The sequence below is a fragment of the Aneurinibacillus migulanus genome (assembly GCF_001274715.1).
GTDB lineage: Bacteria > Bacillota > Bacilli > Aneurinibacillales > Aneurinibacillaceae > Aneurinibacillus > Aneurinibacillus migulanus.
This window is the reverse complement of the sequence record NZ_LGUG01000004.1, coordinates 2,835,342-2,856,922: the sequence shown is the minus strand read 5'-3', so window position 1 is coordinate 2,856,922 and position 21,581 is coordinate 2,835,342. Positions and strand designations below refer to the sequence as shown.

The 21,581-nt window shown below is 40.9% G+C and carries 22 protein-coding genes and 1 pseudogene; 7 read left to right on the top strand and 16 right to left on the bottom strand.

The window, feature by feature from the left end; all coding sequences use genetic code 11:
* Window positions 1–127: 127 nt before the first annotated feature.
* The 4 genes from gnd to AF333_RS15590 form a co-directional block, all read right to left on the bottom strand.
* Window positions 128–1,024 (bottom strand): phosphogluconate dehydrogenase (NAD(+)-dependent, decarboxylating), encoded by an 897-nt coding sequence (gene gnd, locus AF333_RS15605; protein ID WP_043066384.1) that lies wholly within the window; start codon window positions 1,022–1,024, stop codon window positions 128–130.
* A 32-nt stretch (window positions 1,025–1,056) separates the two neighbouring features.
* Window positions 1,057–2,592 (bottom strand): gluconokinase, encoded by a 1,536-nt coding sequence (gene gntK, locus AF333_RS15600; RefSeq protein WP_173585729.1) that lies wholly within the window; start codon window positions 2,590–2,592, stop codon window positions 1,057–1,059.
* A gap of 40 nt (window positions 2,593–2,632) precedes the next feature.
* A complete protein-coding gene (locus AF333_RS15595) occupies window positions 2,633–3,991 on the bottom strand; it encodes a GntP family permease (protein ID WP_043066386.1) in 1,359 nt (452 codons plus the stop codon).
* A gap of 178 nt (window positions 3,992–4,169) precedes the next feature.
* Window positions 4,170–5,027, bottom strand: a complete 858-nt coding sequence (locus tag AF333_RS15590) for a MurR/RpiR family transcriptional regulator (RefSeq protein ID WP_043066387.1) — start codon at window positions 5,025–5,027, stop codon at window positions 4,170–4,172.
* Window positions 5,028–5,168: 141 nt separating this feature from the next.
* Between AF333_RS15590 and AF333_RS15585 the strand changes: the two genes are divergently transcribed.
* Window positions 5,169–5,552, top strand: a complete 384-nt coding sequence (locus tag AF333_RS15585) for a general stress protein (RefSeq protein WP_043066388.1) — start codon at window positions 5,169–5,171, stop codon at window positions 5,550–5,552.
* A 56-nt stretch (window positions 5,553–5,608) separates the two neighbouring features.
* Here AF333_RS15585 and serC read toward each other — a convergent pair whose 3' ends face one another.
* Window positions 5,609–6,706: a 3-phosphoserine/phosphohydroxythreonine transaminase gene (serC, locus tag AF333_RS15580; protein ID WP_043066389.1), complete on the bottom strand. Its 1,098-nt coding sequence runs from the start codon at window positions 6,704–6,706 to the stop codon at window positions 5,609–5,611.
* A gap of 235 nt (window positions 6,707–6,941) precedes the next feature.
* Between serC and AF333_RS15575 the strand changes: the two genes are divergently transcribed.
* Window positions 6,942–7,274: a DUF1963 domain-containing protein gene (locus tag AF333_RS15575; RefSeq protein ID WP_052812106.1), complete on the top strand. Its 333-nt coding sequence runs from the start codon at window positions 6,942–6,944 to the stop codon at window positions 7,272–7,274.
* Between the two features lie 23 nt (window positions 7,275–7,297).
* Window positions 7,298–7,600 (top strand): DUF1963 domain-containing protein, encoded by a 303-nt coding sequence (locus AF333_RS15570; protein WP_052520708.1) that lies wholly within the window; start codon window positions 7,298–7,300, stop codon window positions 7,598–7,600.
* 80 nt (window positions 7,601–7,680) lie between these two features.
* Here the strand turns inward: AF333_RS15570 and cysK are convergent, their stop codons facing one another.
* Window positions 7,681–8,604, bottom strand: coding sequence for a cysteine synthase A (gene cysK / locus AF333_RS15565; RefSeq protein ID WP_043066390.1), 924 nt, complete (start codon window positions 8,602–8,604; stop codon window positions 7,681–7,683).
* Window positions 8,605–8,952: 348 nt separating this feature from the next.
* Between cysK and AF333_RS15560 the strand changes: the two genes are divergently transcribed.
* A complete protein-coding gene (locus tag AF333_RS15560; RefSeq protein ID WP_307723430.1) occupies window positions 8,953–9,306 on the top strand; it encodes a hypothetical protein in 354 nt (117 codons plus the stop codon).
* Between the two features lie 109 nt (window positions 9,307–9,415).
* Here the strand turns inward: AF333_RS15560 and AF333_RS15555 are convergent, their stop codons facing one another.
* Together AF333_RS15555 and AF333_RS35395 are read right to left on the bottom strand one after the other, a co-directional pair.
* Window positions 9,416–9,763, bottom strand: coding sequence for a YmaF family protein (locus AF333_RS15555; protein ID WP_043066391.1), 348 nt, complete (start codon window positions 9,761–9,763; stop codon window positions 9,416–9,418).
* 575 nt (window positions 9,764–10,338) lie between these two features.
* Entirely contained in the window at window positions 10,339–10,665 is a 327-nt protein-coding gene (locus AF333_RS35395) for a DUF4183 domain-containing protein (protein ID WP_074715328.1), read from the bottom strand.
* 55 nt (window positions 10,666–10,720) lie between these two features.
* Between AF333_RS35395 and AF333_RS36845 the strand changes: the two genes are divergently transcribed.
* Complete coding sequence (locus AF333_RS36845) at window positions 10,721–10,849, top strand: hypothetical protein (RefSeq protein WP_268753622.1); 129 nt, start codon at window positions 10,721–10,723, stop codon at window positions 10,847–10,849.
* Between the two features lie 105 nt (window positions 10,850–10,954).
* Here the strand turns inward: AF333_RS36845 and AF333_RS35390 are convergent, their stop codons facing one another.
* A complete protein-coding gene (locus tag AF333_RS35390) occupies window positions 10,955–11,098 on the bottom strand; it encodes a hypothetical protein (RefSeq protein WP_235496489.1) in 144 nt (47 codons plus the stop codon).
* A 369-nt stretch (window positions 11,099–11,467) separates the two neighbouring features.
* Here AF333_RS35390 and AF333_RS15545 point away from each other — a divergent pair.
* Together AF333_RS15545 and AF333_RS15540 are read left to right on the top strand one after the other, a co-directional pair.
* A pseudogene (locus AF333_RS15545) lies at window positions 11,468–12,054 on the top strand (sigma-70 family RNA polymerase sigma factor).
* A gap of 106 nt (window positions 12,055–12,160) precedes the next feature.
* Complete coding sequence (locus AF333_RS15540) at window positions 12,161–13,126, top strand: hypothetical protein (RefSeq protein ID WP_043066392.1); 966 nt, start codon at window positions 12,161–12,163, stop codon at window positions 13,124–13,126.
* Window positions 13,127–13,735: 609 nt separating this feature from the next.
* Here AF333_RS15540 and AF333_RS15535 read toward each other — a convergent pair.
* The 7 genes from AF333_RS15535 to AF333_RS15505 form a co-directional block, all read right to left on the bottom strand.
* Window positions 13,736–14,713, bottom strand: a complete 978-nt coding sequence (locus AF333_RS15535) for an alpha/beta fold hydrolase (protein WP_043066393.1) — start codon at window positions 14,711–14,713, stop codon at window positions 13,736–13,738.
* A complete protein-coding gene (locus AF333_RS15530; protein ID WP_043066394.1) occupies window positions 14,703–15,275 on the bottom strand; it encodes a MarR family winged helix-turn-helix transcriptional regulator in 573 nt (190 codons plus the stop codon). The genes AF333_RS15535 and AF333_RS15530 overlap by 11 nt, the downstream gene beginning before the upstream one ends.
* Before the next feature lie 520 nt (window positions 15,276–15,795).
* Entirely contained in the window at window positions 15,796–16,536 is a 741-nt protein-coding gene (locus tag AF333_RS15525; protein WP_043066395.1) for a class I SAM-dependent methyltransferase, read from the bottom strand.
* 288 nt (window positions 16,537–16,824) lie between these two features.
* The gene (locus tag AF333_RS15520; protein WP_043066396.1) at window positions 16,825–18,678 is read right to left on the bottom strand and encodes an FtsX-like permease family protein; all 1,854 of its coding nucleotides are present in this window, start codon (window positions 18,676–18,678) and stop codon (window positions 16,825–16,827) included.
* The gene (locus tag AF333_RS15515) at window positions 18,668–19,429 is read right to left on the bottom strand and encodes an ABC transporter ATP-binding protein (protein WP_043066397.1); all 762 of its coding nucleotides are present in this window, start codon (window positions 19,427–19,429) and stop codon (window positions 18,668–18,670) included. The genes AF333_RS15520 and AF333_RS15515 overlap by 11 nt, the downstream gene beginning before the upstream one ends.
* A gap of 118 nt (window positions 19,430–19,547) precedes the next feature.
* On the bottom strand, window positions 19,548–20,543 hold the full coding sequence (locus tag AF333_RS15510) for a sensor histidine kinase (RefSeq protein WP_043066398.1): 996 nt from the start codon (window positions 20,541–20,543) through the stop codon (window positions 19,548–19,550).
* Window positions 20,540–21,232: a response regulator transcription factor gene (locus AF333_RS15505; RefSeq protein WP_043066399.1), complete on the bottom strand. Its 693-nt coding sequence runs from the start codon at window positions 21,230–21,232 to the stop codon at window positions 20,540–20,542. Before AF333_RS15505 ends, AF333_RS15510 begins: the two co-directional genes overlap by 4 nt.
* Window positions 21,233–21,581 lie beyond the last annotated feature (349 nt).

Genomic DNA, 21,581 nt, shown 5'->3' with positions numbered 1-21,581 from the left:
ATAATTTTGATGCATATGAACACATCTATCTTTTATGACATATGAAAAGCCTGTATTTGATAGTACTACTGTAAATCAAATACAGGCTTTTGTCATCGGATAAACATTCAATCTCTTTTTTTATTGTCTATTTGCTTACGATCGCATGGCCGCCAAATTCATTACGTAATGCCGCAACAACTTTACCGTGGAACGTATCATCTTCAAGTGAACGAAAACGCATAAATTGCGACATAGCGATAACCGGTGCATTGGCCTGCAATTCCATCGCGGTCTCTACCGTCCAAATACCTTCTCCCGACGAATTCATAACGCCCTTAATATTTTCGAGGTTTGGCTGTTTCGAGAATGCATTCTGCATCAATTCCATTAGCCAGCTGCGAATTACCGAACCGTTGTTCCAGACGCGAGCGACCGCTTCATAATCATAATCAAATTGACTTTTATCCAGGATTTCAAACCCTTCGCCGATTGCCTGCATCATTCCATATTCAATGCCGTTGTGAACCATTTTCAAGAAATGACCACTACCAGCGGCACCGGCTTTGAGAAATCCGTCTGGAATGGAGATTTTCTCAAACAGCGGAGTAACACGCTCCAGCGCTTCCGTGTCGCCGCCGACCATCGTGCATACGCCATGTCGAGCACCTTCCGTTCCCCCACTTGTCCCACAATCTACAAAATGGATCCCCTTTTCCTTAAGCTGCGCATAACGAAGCAGTGTATCCTTGTAGTTAGAATTTCCTGCATCAATCAAAATATCGCCTTTTTCTAACAGACCGGATAGCTCATCTACAACTTGACCAGTAATGTTACCCGCCGGAACCAGCATAATAACCGTTCTTGGCGCCTCCAGACTTTGTACAAGCGCTGACAGAGAATCGACACCTTGCGCTCCATCTTCCGTGATTTTTTTGACCTGCTCGCTTATTGTGTCATACGCTACAACTTCGTATTTCTTATCCAGCATATTGAGTGCCAGGTTGTATCCCATTTTCCCAAGTCCGATTAATCCTACTTTCACTATCGATCACTCCTTCTGTATATTTTCTACTATTATCCCAACATTTTGCGCTGAAACTCAGCAATGCTTTCATATTCATCCTCAAGCTTACGCATAATGCGCAAATAAATCGGCAGCAATTCAGTATATACCGCAACATGTTTCGGATTTGGTGTATGGTGATGAGTCGCTCCTACCATTTCCGATACGATTTCGAGCGAATCTACCCGACCGAGCGCGTATAAACCGAGCACCACCGCGCCAAGGCAGGAGCTTTCATAATCTTCCGGTACGTACACATCCTGATCAAAAATGTCGGCCATCATCTGCCGCCAGAGCGCTGAGCGAGCAAAGCCGCCTGTCGCCTGAATTTGTTTTGGCATCGGAATAAGCTCTTTCAGTGCCAGAAAAACCGTATACAAATTATAAATAACACCTTCAAGCACGGCGCGAATCATATGTTCTTTCTTATGGTGCAGTGACAGGCCAAAGAAAGAGCCACGCGCATTGGCGTTCCACAGCGGCGCGCGTTCACCGGCAAGATAAGGATGAAACAGAAGTCCGTCGCAACCTGGGCGTACATTGCTAGCGATTTTCGTTAGTACATCATATGAACTGATGCCGAGCCGTTTCGCTGTTTCAATTTCGGACGCGGCCAACTCATCCCGCACCCAGCGCAGTGTCATGCCGCCATTGTTAACCGGACCGCCAATAACCCAATGCTTATCCGTCAGTGCATAACAGAAAATTCGTCCTTTCGGGTCAGTCACTGGCTTTTCAACAACGGTACGGATGGCACCGCTCGTTCCGATCGTAACAGCCACGACTCCCGTCTCCACTGCACCTACTCCAAGATTAGACAGGACACCATCACTTGCACCGACAATGAACGGCGTATCAGGATTAAGTCCGGTCTCTTCCGCCGCCCATGCATCCATTCCCTGTACGGCATGTGTAGTTGAAACCGGCACGGACAATTGTTCTGTTGTAATACCTGCGACTTCGAGTGCTTGTTTATCCCAGGCAAGGTCCTTCAGATTAAACAATCCGGTCGCCGAGGCAATAGAATAATCGGCGACATATTGTTTAAACAGACGGTAGAATACGTATTCCTTAATGGAAATAAACTTTGCCGTCCGTTTGAAAATTTCTGGACGTTCTTCACGCATCCAGACGATTTTTGCCAGCGGCGACATCGGATGAATGGGTGTGCCGGTGCGCCGATAGATTTCATGCCCATTTTGTTCTTTTTTTATCTTGTCCGCCCATTTCGCGCTACGGTTATCCGCCCATGTAATGCAGCGGGTTAAAGGACGGTGTGACCCGTCCATCGCAATGACGCTATGCATCGCAGAACTAAATGAAACAAAAGCGATACGATTAGATTCGACGCGGCTTTTACGTACGACCTGCTTAAGAACTTCAAGTACCGCTTTATAGATTTCATCCGGGTCCTGCTCCGCTGTGGACGGGGTCGGCGTATGCAGCGGATATTCCACGGAGTGCTTTGTAAGTCCCTGTCCCTTCTCCGAAAAGAGGACGGCTTTCGTGCTGGTTGTTCCGATGTCAATTCCGATGCAGTAGTTCATACTCACAGGGCTGCCTCCTTACTCTTTGTCCTCTAGAATGTTATACCACGATATCAAGCAGCATGATGAAGATAAGTGCCGAGACGGAAAGGATCGTTTCCATCATCGTCCATGTCTTCAACGTTTGCGTAACAGTCATATTAAAAAATTCTTTAATCAACCAGAAACCCGAGTCATTAACATGCGATAAAATGAGCGAACCCGCTCCAGTCGCAAGTACGAGAAGCTCCAGATTAACACCAGGCATTGCGGCAGCGATTGGTGCGACAATGCCTGCCGCAGTTGTCATTGCAACAGTAGCTGATCCAGTCGCGACACGAATCAGACCTGCAATCAGCCAGCTAAGCAATACCGGAGAGATGTGGGATTGTGTGGCCATGCCTGCAATCGCGTCACCAACACCACTCTCAATTAATACTTTGTTGAAGCCTCCACCTGCTCCAATAACAATGAGAATTGTAGCAGTCGGTCCAAGACATTCGTTTGTGAATTTGAGTATATCGTCACGACTGAAACCACGTGCAAAACCGAGCGAAAAGAATGCGAATAACAGCGCGATGAGAAGCGATACAATTGGGCTTCCGATAAAGTCAATCCAGGTACGCAGCGCATTGCCTTCTGCAAGCGTCACATCTGCCACCGTTGCACATAGCATCAAAATAACCGGCAGCAGAATCGTAAACACGGTAATGCCAAAGCCAGGTAGATCTTTACGATCTGATTCGCTGAACTGGGCTGCAAGCTCCACTGAAGGGGTCAATCGAATGCGCTTAGAAATAAATGAACCGAACAACGGACCCGCGATAATTGCCGTCGGCAACCCCACGAGCAATGAATAAAAAATTGTTTTGCCTACATCCGCTCCGTAAATGCCAACCGCAAGCATCGCGGCCGGATGAGGCGGGACCAGACCGTGTACGACAGATAAGCCTGCAGTAAGCGGAATTCCAATTTTCAGAAGCGATGTATTCGTATGCTTCGCCAGCGTGAAAACAAGTGGAATCAGAAGCACCAGTCCTACCTGAAAGAACACCGGAATCCCTACGATAAATGCCACAAACATCATCGCCCAGTGTACATTCTTCTCCCCAAATAACCGGATAAGCGTTTGGGCGATGCGTTCCGCTCCGCCGGATTCGGCCATCATTTTCCCCAGCATCGTTCCCAGTCCAAGCACGATGGCAATGAACCCAAGAACACCACCTACCCCTTTTTCGAACGCTTTCAAAATAGCAGACAAGTCCATACCTGCACACAGGCCGATGAATAGTGAAGCCAAAATCAAGGCGACAAGCGGATTGATTTTAAATTTAGCAATCAGCACGATAAGGCCGATAATGGCGATAACCGTATATACCAGCAGGCTGGCATTGTGGCTGAGCCCCAGAAAAGAATTCATGCTGTCTCTCTCCTTTATAATGTTAGCGTTTTCCTAGATGATATTATGAGGATGCTCTTCCACTATATAAAATATTTTTTCTAAAGTAAACGAGTGAAAGAAATTTTCTTTCATAAAAACGTTAAAAATTGCTTATCCTACAACCCTACCACGATTGGCTGGTTGTCGGATAAGCCTGTTAGTATCGCTTAATCGCAATAGATTCACGGATTTTCTGTAGATTCTCAAGGGTAACGCCTTGTTTGCGTGCTGCTACACCTACGTACAGGACATCCATAACTGACAGCTGCACAAGGCGGGAAGCCATCGCTTCCGAACGAAATAAAGTTTCACGAGAAGTCGTGTAAAGGGAAAGTTCAACTGCACGGGTCAGCGGCGATTTCATCGTACTGCTAATCCCAATCGTTTTCGCTCCGCGTTCGCGCGCTACCTGAATTGCCTCCACTACGTCAATGTTGCTGCCACTATGCGAAATGCCAACCGCAACGCAGTCCTTGTCCAAAAGCGAGGCAGACATAAGTTGCAGGTGACTGTCCGTGTGCGCCATTACTTGTATGCCTGTCCGGATGAATTTATGATATGCATCCAATGCAATAATACCCGAGCCACCCGAACCATAGAAATCGATTTTCTTGGCGCCTGCCAGATATTCCACCGCCAACTCAAGCGGTTCATGTTCCAATAACGCCAGCGTATCTTTCATCGCCTCCATACTGCTTGAAAAAATCTTTCGTGCAATATGCACCATATCATCTTCGCTTGTAATTTCTTCATGGATGTTTTCAATCGGTCGCACAATATCCCTGGCTAGCGCAATTTTAAACGCCTGGTATCCCTTATAACCGAGCCGCTTGCACAGTCGAAAAATTGTCGCTTCCGCCACACCGCTTTTCTCTGCCAGCTCGGAAATCGAGGAATGAATGACCTCCTCCGGGTTTTCGAGCATATAACAGGCCGCCAGCCTCTCTTTGACGGATAAGGACGCCAGCATGGAACGCAGCCGGCTGAAGCTGTTCGGTTGCTGTTCTTGGTCCATGATTTTCCTCCCATACTTTTTACTTTATTATACAACGAAATAAGTGGCAGCAATGCGCATCTGATTGAAAAAGGCAGGAAGGGGGTAAAAAGTAGCCATAGAATCTGCCGCTGGAATCGGAGCAAATAAAGGAGGAGAACGATGACTGGTAAACCGTTTGTGCAGACCGTCAACGATCTATATCAAGTAGAACAAATCGTCCGTTATCTGAAAGATAAAGGATATACAAAAGACGATATGTATATTATGATGCGCAGCGAGAAGCAACAAATAAAAATCGCACAAGAAACAAATTTGAGACCCCTATCACTCGACAAGAGCTTCTGGGATGAGCTGACAAGCTTCTATGCTACACGAGAAAAAGAAATGGCGGATCATCTCATTCGTCTTGGCCTTACAGAGGCTGAAGCGAACAACTATGTAGCGGAACTGGCTCAGGACTATCGTAAAATCTTGATTCTTGCCAAAACGAAGGAAGCGGATGAAAAAAGCCTGCGCGATTACATTGCCTCACTCGGCTCATAAGAAACGAAGCCCCCGATGTTTTATTAGAGCATCGAGGGCTTCATTCTTTTTATGTTCTATGCATTCTTTTTCTGAAAATTAATCATGAATTCGCTGAGTGCTTTGCACGTCTCATACGGAACTGCATTATAGGTAGATGCACGGCATCCACCAACGGAACGGTGTCCGTTTAAGCCAACGAATCCAGCCTGTTTCGCTTCCGCCAGAAATTCCTTTTCTAATTCTTCAGATGCAAGACGGAATGTAATATTCATAAGCGAACGGCTGTCTTTTTCGGCATGGCCTTTATAGAATCCTTCGCTTTGATCGATGGCATCATAGATAAGAGCTGCTTTTTCACGGTTCATCTTCTCGATACCGGCAAGTCCGCCCTGCTCTTTCGCCCACTCAAGCACAAGGCCAAGCATATAAATACCGAACGTTGGTGGTGTATTGTATAATGAATTATTCTTCACATGCGTATCATAACGAAGCATGGTCGGCACATTTTCATTTGCACGCTCCAACATATCTGGACGTACAATCGCGACCGTTACGCCGGATGGTCCAAGATTCTTCTGTGCACCCGCATAAATCATCGCAAATTTGCTAGCGTCGATTGGATGGGACAAAATATCGCTCGACATATCTGCAATAAGCGGAAGATCGCCAGTATCCGGGAATGTAAACCACTCCGTACCGAAAATTGTATTGTTCGATGTTACATGAACGTATGCCGTGTTCTCTTCATACGCCAGTTCATCAAGCTTAGGTATGCGGTTGTGGTTCGTTTCTTTGGTCGAAGCTATTGTATACGTATCACCAAACATTTTCGCTTCTTTTAGGGCTTTCTCAGACCATGAGCCAGTTACAACGTAGCCCGCTTTTTTGCCCTGCGGCAGGAAGTTCATCGGAATCATTGCAAACTGCGTGCTGGCGCCGCCCTGCAGAAACAGTACATGATACTCTTCTGGAATGCCCATAAGCTCTTTTAAAGACGCAATCGCTTGATTATGTACCTGCTCATATGCGGCACTGCGATGGCTCAATTCCATAACTGACATACCGGTTCCCTTGAAATCGACGAGCTCCTGCTGCGCTTTTTCTAGAACCGCAAGCGGTAAAGCTGACGGACCCGCATTAAAATTATAGGCGCGCTGTGCCTGTTTTAACATTTCTCTTCACTCCTTAGTTGAGTTACAAACTTTGTTTCTATCCTACACCTAATTTTCGCAAATGAAAAGAGATGTTTTCGTAATTGAAGAAAAATATACGAAAAAAACAACAAAATTCCATATTATTACTCAAAAAAACAGAGAAAAACACCTAAATCCGAACATTCTATTCCGTAAGCACCTATTTTTAATCGCTTATAAAAATGAAATAACTTCTGTTAAAGGGGGAATACATATGGAAGCGAAAGTTCATTCACTGTTGGAGAAGCATAATCTATTGTCATTTGAACGCGAAGTTCTCGACAATCTAATCCCATGTTTGTGCTTGCAACTCGAGAAAAATAAAGAACTACCGCTCGGTAGCTCCAAAATGGGAGGACTTCCCGATTTAACGAAGGGATGCCGAATTCCACTTTACAACAACCTTCCTCTTACATTCATCGCACAATATAATCCTGAAGAAATGAATGAGGTACCCTTTCCAACCTGCCTTCCGGCAAAAGGCATGCTCTATTTTTTCTATCAGGCGGACGAGCAGGAAGTACGGGGAGAAAAAGAACATAACTAGATGCAGAAGCCTTCGAAGGCACGGTGGAAATCCCGGATGAACAAGAAGATGCATACTATGCATTCCCTGATGACCTGTATGAATCGATTCCAGCCCATCAAGCATTCGGCCAACCGTTTGCCATCCAGAATGATGTATTCGAGGAATGCGAATGGCATTCCGGGCAAACAGACAAGGAATGGATCTTGCTTCTGCAAGTGGATTCAGATGAAGACAACCTGGACATCATGTGGGGCGATGCCGGAATGATTTATTTCTGTATCCCGAAAAACGCGCTGGCACAACAAAAATTCGAAGAATCATGGATGATTTATCAATGCCATTAGCCGATATAGCAAGTAGTGTTGTATAAAAGCGAAAACGACGCACAGCCACCAAAAAATCTGTGCGTCGTTTTTTATAATCATTAAGAAAAAACACCCATGCTCAAGTACCGTTCGCCGGAATCTGCGGCAATGGCTAGTACTCGCTTGCCTTTACCGAGTCTTTTCGCTTCCTGTAGCGCCGCATATACCGCACCACCCGCCGAAGGACCGACCAGAATGCCTTCTCTAGCCGCTAGGTCGCGCATTGTGCGCAGCGCATCCTCATCTTCACACTGCATAATTTCATCATATACTCGCTCATTCAATATAGCTGGAATAAAGCCCGGGCTTGTACCTACCAACTTATGTGGACCCGGCTTTCCGCCGGACAGTACCGGCGAACCTTTTGGCTCCACTACGATAACTTTCAAATCAGGAAGCTTCTCTTTTAACACTTCTCCCGTACCGGTGATTGTACCACCCGTTCCAGCCGTAGCGACAAATGCATCTAGACGATTCTCCATCTGACGTAGAATCTCAGGCGCTGTCGTTTTTCGGTGAATATCCGAATTCGCTTCGTTTTCAAATTGCATTGGAATAAAGCTTCCAGGAATGCTTTCTGCCAGTTCCTTTGCTTTACGAATCGCTCCCGGCATCTTCTCCTCCGCTGGAGTCAGCACAACTTCAGCGCCGTATCCTTTCAGTATGCTAATCCGCTCCTTCGTCATGTTATCGGGCATAATTAGAATACAGCGATATCCTCGTGCCGCCGCGTTCATTGCAAGACCAATACCTGTATTCCCGCTGGTCGGTTCGATAATGGTTGAACCTTCCCTTATATGTCCCGCTCTCTCCGCTTCGACAATCATATTGTAGGCGGCTCGATCTTTGACACTGCCGCTCGGATTGAATTTTTCCAGCTTGACGTATACGTCTGCATCATCTGGACCAGTCAGACGACGCAGCTTGACGACAGGTGTTTCTCCTATTAACTCATGAATACCATTCACTACACGTACATGCATTTCCACTCACCTCTTTGCGATTCCTTCGCTCTTTATCCCAAGTATACAGATAAGCTTTTCTTATATCCAGCCTTGAATGTGGACATTTATCTTAATCTACATTTGATTTGTTTATACTATAGAGGTGCCAAAAATTCACTTTTGAGATAAAGGGCATTCTGCGGCTTGAGTGTAAAATGGATGATTACAGATGATTTTTGGCAAACAGACATAAAACGACATACAATATTGCAGGTGATTTGCCCAGAAAATTTTTAAGAGGTGTTTTTTTTGAGACAAAATGAACTGTGGCGTCTTGCTGTGACCGAAATGAACTACAGTTTGTATGGTGAGCAGATGGTTTGTTCTATGAGCACGCAATTATTTCATATTCCTGAAACGAGCGATTTAATGGGAAATGCGGAAATGCATAGGCATCTTGTCCCTGCATCTTATCATCGAGTCACAGCTGCCGGCTCCGCACAAAGATTATTAAACGGAGAACGTGCGCCGTCTATAGTAGAAACGTTAATCGCCTGTATACAAAATGCCGAACTGAGAGACCGTAACGTGCGGGTCGGTTTATATACAATGAGGGATGCTGCCCCCCCTACTTACAAACCATTTATTGAAAACATCATTCGCTGGCAGGATTACACTGAATTACATTTACAGAATGCGAAGCAATTTGTGGCACCTTCCTCATTACAGCGACAAATTTAATATGCTACGTAAGTATAGTTTTTAAAGAAAAAAAAAAATTAACTATATTACTCAGCTCTATTTGCATACTAAACATTACCGGACATTTGATACATTTATTTACAATCTTTTAGTACCCTTTGCCTGTTCTTCCACGGTAGTAATGAATATGTCCATCGTTAAACGTGGTTTGACCCTCAAATTCATGTATATGTCCACCTTCTGGTAAAGGAATAGCAGGTCCTGTCATACCACGATAGTAATGGACATGGCCATCTCTAAAAGAAGTGGTACCCTCGTAATAATGAACATGATTATCCAAACCACCTGAAGCAATAGAAGTGACTCCGCTCATCAGATGTGTATGCCCGTCATCAAAGGATGTTTCGGTAGAATACGGATGCCTATGGGGAGGACCCTGTCTACTCCACGAATTTACAAACTCAATGTCATGCCCATGGTATTTGTTTTTTTTCATACCGTTTCCTCCTTGCGTAACTACCGGGATATACAGTTATTAGATTCAAAGGGAAAGCGGAAGGGCACGGCGAAAGGAAAGATTTTCTTAAAAGGATTTTGTTTCCATAAATCAAGTTACCGGATTTTAAAAAGGCGTTCTCACTAAGAGAGCACCTTTTTTTCCTCATCATAGATAACTTAAGCTAAATTCTTTATGAGCTCATGCTCTCTTTCTTCATCACTGAGGACATATACCATAGGTAATTTATTTTTTATTAGCTTTGACCTCTCCGGTGTCTAGAGAGGAATATTCTTATCCCTTATTTCGCTCAATGGCGTCCTCCAATTTCATTTGGCAGAGCCTATTATGTTTTAAGTATTCTTGCCGCGTATGGAATATATAAATTATACTTGATATTTTGACAGGGGAGTGTAGTTGGAAGGAGAAGATTCAAAAAAAGAAGAGGGTGGATGCGCCCTGCGATCCGGCAGAAGAAAGGCCAATTAATTCCTCCTGCCGATTATGACAGGAGGAGAAACCATTCCTTCTGCAATTCCTATGCTTATACCTCTATTTCGGCAAATAAAATAGGATTAAGTGACAACAAATTCAACGATAATCGGAGTGGCTGGATCGAGTACGTCTCCACCTGGGATCGTTAATGTAGTTGTGCTAACAGTTGAGGTATCAGCTGTTTGAATCATAGCGTTAATGTAAAGATTGTAATACGAAAATGAAGCTGGAAATGCTGTGGCAGCTGCACCAGGATCAATAGTTAAAGCACCTGAACTTACATTATATAAGCTGCTCTCTTGCATTATTCCATTAATATAAAGATTGCTATAGCCATTTTGCCCGAGATTTGGAAACTCACTCACTGGCTCTCCGTTATCATTTGTATATTCAGTAGCTAAAATCATTTCAGGAGCCTGAATATCTAGGTTTGTAATATAAAAATATCTTTGAACAGTTGATATGATAGCTACTGACCCAGGGGAACCTGGTGGGCCTGATGGACCTGGTAGGCCCGGTGAGCTTGGTGGGCCCGGTGGATATAATGAAGGAGAACATATAATTACAGGATTCCCCGGCCTGCATTTCTGAACGTTTCTCAGTATTTTCACCCCTATTTTTTTCCTTCTTATATTTCTCAATCTATTCTTTAGACATTTATATGGAAATGGTATGTACCTACTATATAAGTTACACTTAATATTTTGACATGATAGCGTGGTTGGAAGTAGGAGGGATGGAGAAAGAAGAAGGTGGATATGCCCTGCGCCCCGGCAGAAAAAAGGCGGACGTGTTTTTTCCAACCTCTGATATTGTCCTTCTTTTCTTACCTCCTACCACAAGAATATGTAAATTTATAAAGTGAGATGTATATAGAACTATACTTTTTGAAGATTCTACTTTTAGTAAGCTGCTGTTTTATCTTAAAACAGCAAAATAAGCCCCACTATCTATACGGACAACAGGGCGCTTTTTCAATCCTCTTTTAGTTTTCCTGTAATCAGGGTAGCGTCACATCGCCATCAACCTAAGAAAACAAGCCACCCCTAAAACGAAAAATCCCAATCTCTCAGTGATATAAATGAGAAATTGGGATTTAATTATTCAACAATTGCGCCCGTTTGCAAAAAAAATAAGAAAAGAACCGAACCTTTTTCAGATAGAAAGACAATATAGTGTGTAAGCTGCTTACTCAGGAGGGCCCTCTGAATGCAAAGTGAATATATGTACCAATTACTCATAAAAATGAAAGATGGTGATCAACAGGCGTTTCATACGATGTATGATGCCATCTATCAGAACATCTACCGAACAGTCTCCTTTCTGGTGGATCATCAGCAGGATCGGGAAGATGTTATGAATGAGATCTATATGCAAATGTGGATCTCACTTGCTAACTACGATACGAACCGTCCTCACTTCTGCTACACGGCTTGGTAATCCGTCAAGTGCAGAGATTTCGGGTCAAGAGCTAGAGGAGATTCCGAATTTTTGAACGCATCCGTGCCTTCTCTCGGGAAGAGTCTTATTAGGATCAACATACTGTGTTGATGGATGGGAAGAACCAAATGATATCGCAGTCAATACGAAAACTGACCGACAAGCAGCGGACAGTGATTATCTTCCGCTTTTTTCACGACTATACTCTTGAGGAAATCGCAACATTGCTCCGTATTCCGCTAGGTACAGTCAAGTCCGGATATCATGCTGGCCTCCAGGCGCTTCGAAAAAACTTATGGAATCTCCCCTCGGAAAGGATGGAAAAGAGCAATGGCTATTGGACGCAAAATCCGTGAACATCTGTACAAAGAGGCAGAAACTATGGAGTGCCCTCCGGCCATTTCCAAGCGAATAGAACAATCCTATTCTTAATATTTGCAACGAAAAAGGAGCGAAATAACCATGAAAAAACGATTAATTGGTGGAATAGTTGCTGCTACGATTTTGATTCCAACCGCAGCATTTGCGGCCCCCACCCCGATTGAAATGATAATGACTGCTGAACAAGTCAAGGCGGATGAGGTTGGCAAAGCAACACTTGAGAAGTTGTATAGCGCATTTCCCGAAACAAAATCGTTTGAGATTATCAATGCGAGCAGCGCTCAAGGTGATGTACCTGCTGAAAAGGCCAAACTGATGGACCCCACTAATTCAACCAATTTGAAAGTGAAACAAACAAACATCGTACTGCAGGAAAAAGGAGGAACCGGCAAAAAGATTACCCTTCATACAAACGGTATTACGGGTGAGATTGAACACGTGATTCAAGAGAATTGGGAGCCTAAGGAGAAGCCCCTCATTACTTTAACCGATCAGGAAATCAAATCGAAGGTAGATTATCTCATTGATAAAATGTATGGCAACATCGAAGAGTACGAGTTTGCTATGGAGCAAATGGAAAATCCAAATCAAAAAACATTGATGTTGAATTACATCAAAAAGGGATCAGAAGCACCGTTCTACCAGGTATTTGTTCAGGGTAATACAATTAGTCTTTCTCGGATAGGAGGTGATCCTACACCTTCAAACATTAAAGTAGAAGGTTTATTCTCTACAAATGGTAAGCCTGATTATACTGCTGATGCCTATTTAAACGATGAAAAACTGTTTTCTTTACTAAAAATTAGCCCGACAGAATTAAAACAAGAATTAGCAAAAGGTAAATCTGTTGTGGAGATTGCAGCATCTAAAAATGTCTCTAAACAACAGGTGATTGATGTGATTGCAGAAACACAGGTTGAAGTACAAATTCAAGCTGAACAAAATGGAGAAATTCCTAAAAACAATCGTTCAAAGGAACAAATGTTAAAAAATATTGAACCAAAAGTATTACAAGTTATTGAACACAAAACTGAAACACCATGGTAGAAATAACAAGTCAAGGCGGATGAGGTTGGCAAAATATCGCTTGAGAAGCTGTATAGCGCATTTCTCGAAACAAAATCGTATGAGATTATCGATGCAAGCAGCGTTCAAAGTGGTGTATCCGTTGATTTATCAGAAATAGCAAGGATGTACGCGTCTATATCGAGATTGGTAAAAAGTAATAAAAGGCCGGTATCCTTAGCGTACAGGAACCGGCCTTTTTTAGATCAAACGGGGCTTAGCGTACAAAATCCGCAGTTTGTTTGGTGCTACCCCATCACTATCAAGTTAAGAATTTTATAGCCTCTCCCAAACAAAAATCATCTGTATTTTCAATGCTAAAATGCTCATTTTATCATTTGGGGTGTTCTTTTTTAAAAGTTGATGGCGATGGGGTAGCGCTAAACATCCATCAAGCCAAGATAATTTCATTTCATAAAGTGAAAAGATCAGCTATTTTTTCTATAAAATATTGCAGAAGCGATCAATTAGTTCAAAAAGAACTGAATTTTCTATAAAATCATCCCCGATGCGGGACATGGAATTAATCATAAACAGGCGAAGCGTATCAACCAGAAGTTAATTGATTATCTTAAATAAAGTCATGCACTTTTATACTCTTTCATTTTCTTCCCTGGTTCGGATGGTCGATAATGCGTTCGTAAACAACTCTGTTTGATCAATCATAATACGATGTCCAGCGCCAGAGAGCAAAAACAATTGTTTGCGCGGAGCCTGGATTTTGCCGAAATATTCCTGGGCGATCACATAGGGTGCTTGCCAGTCTTGGTCCCCTAAAATATAATAAACAGGTACTTGATAATCTGCTGGTTCCGCATGCAAATCGAAGTTGGCCAAAAAAGTTCCCAGCACGTGGCGGTTGGCCTTTAGTCCCTTCAAAAGAGCCATAATGTCGGACCACTTAAAAATAGGGCTTTTGAGCACCTTTAACATGATCGGCAGATCAATTTTGCCAGCCAGGTTATATTTACCTTGGAGTTTACGGATTTTGGCGCATTTTTTCAAAAACTGGCTGTCGATGATTAACTTTTCTCCCGGGTAATCGCCTATCGCCTCAAGCTTATCCAAAGATTTTTGGTCGCCCGCCTGAAGTATGAGTTCTTTTAGTTTTTCATAGCCAACGCGCTCATTTTCAAGCATGGAAATAACTTGCGCCACGCCAATAAAATAAGCGATCTCTTCAGGGAATCGTTTGATAAATGTAATCCCCAGTACGCTCCCCCAGGAACGGCCAAGCAAAACGATCTTTTGTTTATTGTATTTTTTCTTCAAATACTGGATAACCTCAAATAAATCCTGAAGCATCAAATCAATGGTCGGATATTTGTCTTTATTTTTGATAAGCGTTTTTCCGGCGCCGCGCTGGTCCCAATGCACGATGGTAAAAATCTTCTCCAATTGATCCTGAAAGAGATGGGTAAATAAGGATTCGACGCTGCCGGGACCCCCATGCAAATACAACAGAACCGGATTGTCAACATTTGTGCCCGAATGAAACAAATATTGCTCTATGCCGTTGATGGGGACATATTCTTCGATTAAAATCGGCTTCCCGAATTTATTTTTCATCGTTTGTCCGCTCCTTTTGCCGCGCTTGTCTTCTTGTTTCAAATTCCTTCAGTATTCTCGTTTGCGTTTCGCTGTAATCTTCACTGACTTCAACCCGACTTTCCTCTTCAAAGCCGTCCTGCTCTTCGCCGTCATACCGGTATAGTTTCTTTAGCAAGCTCCATAGAGTTTCCATTTCTTCCGTCGTAAAATGTTTAAAAAGATCTTCTAAAAAGAAAAGGCCCTTTTCGGCAGCCTCAATCAAAACTTCTTTTCCGGCTTCCGTGACTTTCACATTAACCGCGCGTTTATCCTGTAGACTGGGGACGGTAATGATATAACCTTTTTTTTCGATAATTGTGATCAGTTGTTTCGCGCTTTGCTTGCTGGTGCCTAACTTTCTTGCAATATTGTTGAGCGTAGTTTCATTTTCGGGTAAATGCCCAACGGCCATCATGGCCATAAACTGCCTTGCTGTTAAGCGCTCAAGATATTGATCGCCATGGATTTGAAGTTTGTTGGTCAACGAAAAAAGGGTGGCATAAGTTTGCTGCATTAAAAAGATCTCTTTGAGGATATCCATACAATGTTCCCTTCTGTATTTAGTCATTATATTGTCTATTATTGTGTCAGAAACGAACAGAATAGTCAATATCATGTCTAATTTATATTTTTTATGATTCAGCAATCTTTTAAGGGTATCGCCCCACCACCATCAAGTTAAAGTTTTATTACATCCCCAGAGCGAAAATTTTAGACCTTTCTTGTGACAAAGAAATTTATTTTATTGATTTAGTGTATTTTTTTGTTAGCATGATAGTCATATGGCGAGACCTCATTTTAAGAAACTATCCCACGAACTGGAATAGTCATTCTGTCACTAGACGATACAGGCAACTAACCGAATAAGTCTTGGTCCCTACTCATAGGAGTAGCGTTAGGAAAATGCGGATTTACAACGTTAAGGAAATTACATATTAAAAAGCCCAATTTCTCAGTATTTATATTGAGAAATTAGGCTTTTTTCGTTGCCCCATTAAAGCGCCTGAAATGAAGGATTTACTTAAGATATTCTTCTCGGTACACAGTTGCAGAAAATCCTATCAGCTATTTTCCTTTTCTGCCGAGACCATTAAAAACATAGGTCTTCGAGTCTCATCTTTCATTTCAGGAATACTCTTTAACATTTCATTAGAAGGAACTGATTCCTTTACTGCTTTTATAATAAAACCAGTGTCAATTAAGTCATTAATATATGTTGAAATCGTACGATGGTATTTTGTAACATTCTCATTTAAGAAGGATGTTTCACGTAATCCTTCTATTTGATAATTGTCAACTGGCCAATGCAGACGATTTCCCTGTTCATCATAATACCAATCTTGTTCATTCCGAGAAGTAAAAATTGGATGTTCAACTGAGAAAACAAAAATCCCCCCAGGCTTTAGACAATCATAAACCTTTTCGCAGATTGATTTAAATGACTTAATATAGTGAAAAGCCAACGAACTGATGACCACATCAAATTGTGATTTTGAAAAATCGATGTCTTCAATCGGCGCTTTTAAATACGAAATTAAAGGATCATTTGTCATTTCGCGGGCTTTTTGAAGCATTTTTTCAGAAATATCTACACCTATTACAGAACTTGCTTGCTGCTCACGAGCATATCGGCAATGCCAACCGAAACCGCAACCTAAGTCGAGTACATTTTTATCTTTTAGTTTTGGTATTAACTCTTTTAATATATGCCATTCTCCAGCACCTTCAAGACCTTTAACTGATCGTGGCATTTGTTCATACGCAGAAAAGAAGTTTGGATCATCATATTTATTTTGTTTCATTGTTCATACATCTCCTGTTAATAATCATGTTTCTCTACCTCACTCGTATTCATTGAGTTGATTATACCTGTATCTCTATCATTTCCCCATACAAAAAACCCGAATAACGGACTTTTTTTTAAGTGTCCATTATTCGGGTTACAGTTCAATTCTTGATGGTACCTTTACCACAACCAACTAATATAAAAATTGCTAAACAACTAAAAACAGCAAATAAAAACTTAATATTTCTTATTCATCTTACTATCGTATTCCAGATTTTACATTCTTTTTGACTCACGAAATCGTTCATGATTCCTTCACAAGTTTGTTCAAATACCCCCATCGAATGATGCAAAAACTTATAACAAACAGAAGTAAAAATACCCCTACGCCAATCGCTGTCATCTGATAAAATGTCATTGAAATATAATGGCGCATACTCAACATGGCTACAAATAAAATGATAGATGCAAATGTAAACGGGATAAAAATTAAAGTGGCCAGTTCCCTCGTCACAACAGAGGCTATTTCTTTAACAGAAAGACCGATTTTTCGAATGCCCGCATACTTTTTCTTTTCTCCTTCAAGCGACGTTTGCAGGTAGAAATAAAGAATACTCATTGCTGCGCTCAAAAAAATCAGGCTAAGCATAAAACCGATAAAGAACATGATGCTCTTCACAGACTTCTCCGCATTATATAATTCAATTTTAGAGGCAATTAAATGAACATCGAGATCTATGGGAACCCCTGATGCAAGGGTTTTAGCCACATCAATCTTCTCTGTCCAATTTTCAAGTTCATATGCAAATACTTTATATACCGGATAATCGATTGTTTCATAAACCGCATCTGGGACAATATAATACACATTCTGCAAGCCAGTCGAAAAAATGTTTTGTTTTTCAAGCCCAGCATAGTGAGGTTTTGTAAGCAGATATTCGTGTATTGTTTCCGTACTCGGCAGTACGCCTTCATTACCTGCTACAACATAATATTCGTTCTTTTTTAGACTAATCTTCTCATGCAAGCCGAGTGAATTATAATTTGTCACTGACATGAAGGCGATCCGGCGCTTTTCATCCGTCTTAAATTCCGAATAGTATGCATCGTAGTTACCTGCTTTAGATAGGGTCGTTTCTATAAAAGTGATATCTTTCTGTTCATCTTCTAACGTATTTTCTGGAAGTGAGATGTATTGATAGCTATAGGGATACAATGCTTCTGTATTTTCTTTTACGTTATAATATGAACTATAGAGCACACTTGTACAAACAAACACACCAAGTAATAATACAGTTAATAAATAAATGACATGTGCATGTGAACGCCCTTTCGCCTCTAAGTTGGAGACAAAAAGTATATTTGTTTTTTGAAAATATGATGGCCGTTTTTGCAATAGAAGAATTGCCAACAATGTTCCCTGCATTACAATAAAGTAAATAGCAAGTAGTAAACTGATAAATAGTGCGATGTAATAGAACATTCCAATGGATTCGATCCAACCCATGTTCATTTTTAGGGATAGTAATAGGAAGCCGCTTACGGATAACGATAAAATCAGTCTCCATGGAGCAGGCGCAATTAATTTTTCCTGTGTGACATCTGTTTTTAACAGATGGACAGCCTCCTCTTTGTTAATAAAGCGTGTCATAAATTTAGAAACGATAAAGAATAAAATGGCAAATAGCACCACCGTTAATGCAATTGCTTGTACTGGAACATACATGCCAAAGCTATTAGCCTGCAACACTTTTTTTGCGACCATTAAAAACAAGGGTGCGATGATAAGACCAAATGCAATTGCTGTTATAATTGCTACACCAGCAATAAGCATATTTTCTCTAAAAACCATCTTGCGTACTTGCTTCATGGATGCCCCAGTAATCATAAAGATGCCTAGATTTTTTGTTTTCTTCTTTAAAAATGCAAACAGCGAATAAATAATAAAAACGAATGAAAAAATATAAACAATAAAGCTGGCAAGAATCATTGTAATACCGAGTGTACTATTTGTGTCCATTTCCTTTAACATGGGATGAAATGCTGTAACCGAAAATAAGAAAAATACTAAAATAGAAAAGACACTACTTAAAAAGTAAGAAATATATGTCCATTTATCACGTAAAATATTTTGAATGACAATGTGATTAAAGCTCATGCTGCCCACCACCTAAAAATGTAAGTATATCCATAATTTCCTGATAAAATTGTTGTTTATTTTCACCACGGTGTATCTCATTATAAAGAACACCGTCTTTTATAAAGATGACACGCTGTGCAAAACTGGCAACATAGGCATCATGCGTCACCATTAAAATGGCTGTATTAAAGGTTTTGTTAATCGATTCAAATAACGTCATGACGCTATTTACCGATTTAGAATCCAAGTTTCCAGTCGGCTCATCTGCTAATAATAAACTCGGTTCATGAATAACAGCTCTAGCGATTGCCACGCGTTGCTTCTGTCCACCGGAAATTTCAAATGTACGCTTTTTTAATATCTCTCCAATCCCTAAAAAATTTACAATTTCAGCTAATCGTCTCCTCATTTCTTTCTCATTTACAGAATCAAGCGCCAATGGTAATAAAATATTCTCTTCAACTGTTAATGTATGAACAAGGTTAAAATCTTGAAAGACAAAACCTAATTCAGTGCGACGAAACTTCGCTAGCTCCTCGTCATTTAATTCGTATGGATTTTTTGAATTGATTGTAATGAATCCATTTGTAGGACGATCGATTGTGGAAATGCAATTAAGGAATGTTGTTTTTCCACTACCAGATGGACCCATCACTGCAACAAATTCATTCTCACCTAAATGAAAATCAATGCCTTTCAATGCTTTATATGTGATTTCTCCTGTATATTCCTTTTGAAGATGCTTTACATTTAAAATGGTCTCTGCCATTAGTTTTTCACTCCTTTGTGTCTTTCGTTACTTTTAGTATAGACAACCCCTTCCACCTCCTAAAATCTTTGAACATGACAGCAATATGACAACATTGTCACACTTAAAAACGGCTACCTTATTTGGTGGCCGTTTTTATACTTCCTGAAAAATCAATTGTAAATGTCGTTTCATTATTGGCAGAATATAACCTGTATGGGTGATTTAATGTAGAAAGAATTTTTTTTACTAAGTAAAGTCCAATGCCAGTCGCTTCACCCTTAGTCCGACCTTTCGTGCCTGTGTAAAACAATTCAAAAACACGGTTTATTTCGCTCTCAGGTATCGTTTCTCCTTTGTTTCTGATAAATAACTTTCCATTTTCATAATCAATCAGAACGACGGACTCTTTCTTACTATATTTGACAGCGTTATTTAATAACTGATAAACAACAACCTTTAGCCATTTACGATCTGAATAGATCAATACGTTATCACCAATTGTACTTTTGGGGTATATTTCATTCTCGATAAAATAATCCTTTAAATCGTTAATAACTTCCTGTACAATGCTCTTTAATGGAATCGGTTCTATCTTTAGGTCCGCTAATATTTTAGCAGAACGACTATACGTTAATAACTGATTTAAAGAGAAATTCAACTTGTCGCATTCCGTTTTTACTTTTTGCCATTCAAGAAATAAATTTTGTTCTTTCAACTGATTCGATTGGATAAGCAATTGAATGACAGAAAGGGGCGTTTTCATTTGATGAACAGCATGAGAAATCATCAATTGCTGTTCATGTAAGAAATCCTTGTATTCGTCTTCCTTTGAAAGAAGAAAGGACTGAATCGATTTGAGTTGGACTGAATATGCTTTTTCAATTGGAGAAACGGGCTGGTGAATCAGAAAACCCTCTATACCCATATTATTTCCTTTCATATGTACATACATTTTTTTGCGACGTACATAACGAAAGAAAAGGAGAATCGCTAGTAAGGTAATGGCTAAAAATATAAAGTAGGCATAATGATTATTGATGCCATCTAGTTGATGAATGACAATTGGTAAGCTAATAAAAGTGATGATATAAAGGATAATAAAGCTCAGATGATCCTGTAAAAACAACTTCATAAGCTCTTCTCCGTTAACTGATAGCCAATTCCTCGGATTGTTGTAATTTCTAGCGAAGAATGAATCGCTTCAAATTTCTTTCGCAACCTTACAATATTGACCGTCAGTGTATTTTCTTCGACAAATGCTTCATCATCCCAAATAGCTGTGAGTAGCTGCTGTCTTGTTACAACATTGGGGAATGCTTTAAAAAGCATTGCACAAAGCTGAAGTTCCTTTACTGTCAATTGCTCCTCCTGTTCAGATGTAGATAATCGAACAGTATCCAAGTTTAAAGCTGTGTTTCCCTTTTTTAAAATGCGGGTTTGTGGTTTTTTTGCATATTCACCGTATACACGACGAATTTGCCCATTTATTTTCGCAAGTACCACGTCCATTAAAAAGGGTTTTGTAATGAAGTCATCTGCCCCATTTTCAATACCATACACTTGATCTAACTCACTCATACGGGCAGAGAGAATCATAATGGGACAATTCGACACCCGTCTTATTTTGCGGGACCAATAATAGCCATCAAAGGCAGGCAGATTAATGTCCATTATAACAAGATGTGGTTCTACATCTTGAAAAACATCGAGTACCTTTTCAAAATCTACTACAGTGTGGCAATAATAGCCGTATTTTTCAAGATGATTTTTTAATGTATTGGCGATAGTTACTTCATCTTCAACAATTAATATTTTATACATCGAATTCTCCTTTATTAATATTTTTCTGGTTTTTAGTTAAAGCCTATTTTACCAAAGTTCGGAGTACCTTTTTATAGTGGAACATTAAGAAAAAAACACCTGTTTAGCAACTCATGACAAAGCCGAAGAAATTGACGTTGTGGCAGGTGGATATATTTACTGGTATGCTCTATTATGTACAAATACAGCGACTAACTATAAGAAATTTGTTCAATTCCACGAGTGCTGATTAACCAAAAAAAGTAAGCTGAAAAATGAAAAAGAGGCACCTTTTTCGGGAAAAGAGTTTGTACACCACATACAAATCTCTACGAAAAGAGGCGACCTTCTATGAAAAAGTCTATCCCAC

Bases quoted from the DNA above. Each gene is read 5' to 3' on its own strand.
- gntK (WP_173585729.1), bottom strand. From the start codon at position 2,592: ATGAACTACTGCATCGGAATTGACATCGGAACAACCAGCACGAAAGCC.
- AF333_RS15540 (WP_043066392.1), top strand. From the start codon at position 12,161: ATGAAAAAACGATTAATTGGTGGAATAGTTGCTGCTACGATTTTGATT.
- AF333_RS35395 (WP_074715328.1), bottom strand. From the start codon at position 10,665: ATGATTTTAGCTACTGAATATACAAATGATAACGGAGAGCCAGTGAGT.
- AF333_RS15575 (WP_052812106.1), top strand. From the start codon at position 6,942: ATGGAAGCGAAAGTTCATTCACTGTTGGAGAAGCATAATCTATTGTCA.
- AF333_RS15595 (WP_043066386.1), bottom strand. From the start codon at position 3,991: ATGAATTCTTTTCTGGGGCTCAGCCACAATGCCAGCCTGCTGGTATAT.
- AF333_RS15590 (WP_043066387.1), bottom strand. From the start codon at position 5,027: ATGGACCAAGAACAGCAACCGAACAGCTTCAGCCGGCTGCGTTCCATG.
- cysK (WP_043066390.1), bottom strand. From the start codon at position 8,604: ATGCATGTACGTGTAGTGAATGGTATTCATGAGTTAATAGGAGAAACA.
- AF333_RS15560 (WP_307723430.1), top strand. From the start codon at position 8,953: ATGAGCACGCAATTATTTCATATTCCTGAAACGAGCGATTTAATGGGA.
- AF333_RS15530 (WP_043066394.1), bottom strand. From the start codon at position 15,275: ATGGATATCCTCAAAGAGATCTTTTTAATGCAGCAAACTTATGCCACC.
- AF333_RS15525 (WP_043066395.1), bottom strand. From the start codon at position 16,536: ATGAAACAAAATAAATATGATGATCCAAACTTCTTTTCTGCGTATGAA.
- AF333_RS15555 (WP_043066391.1), bottom strand. From the start codon at position 9,763: ATGAAAAAAAACAAATACCATGGGCATGACATTGAGTTTGTAAATTCG.
- AF333_RS15510 (WP_043066398.1), bottom strand. From the start codon at position 20,543: ATGAAGTTGTTTTTACAGGATCATCTGAGCTTTATTATCCTTTATATC.
- AF333_RS36845 (WP_268753622.1), top strand. From the start codon at position 10,721: ATGATAGCTACTGACCCAGGGGAACCTGGTGGGCCTGATGGACCTGGT.
- serC (WP_043066389.1), bottom strand. From the start codon at position 6,706: ATGTTAAAACAGGCACAGCGCGCCTATAATTTTAATGCGGGTCCGTCA.
- AF333_RS15515 (WP_043066397.1), bottom strand. From the start codon at position 19,429: ATGGCAGAGACCATTTTAAATGTAAAGCATCTTCAAAAGGAATATACA.
- AF333_RS15585 (WP_043066388.1), top strand. From the start codon at position 5,169: ATGACTGGTAAACCGTTTGTGCAGACCGTCAACGATCTATATCAAGTA.
- AF333_RS15505 (WP_043066399.1), bottom strand. From the start codon at position 21,232: ATGTATAAAATATTAATTGTTGAAGATGAAGTAACTATCGCCAATACA.
- AF333_RS15520 (WP_043066396.1), bottom strand. From the start codon at position 18,678: ATGAGCTTTAATCACATTGTCATTCAAAATATTTTACGTGATAAATGG.
- AF333_RS15535 (WP_043066393.1), bottom strand. From the start codon at position 14,713: ATGAAAAATAAATTCGGGAAGCCGATTTTAATCGAAGAATATGTCCCC.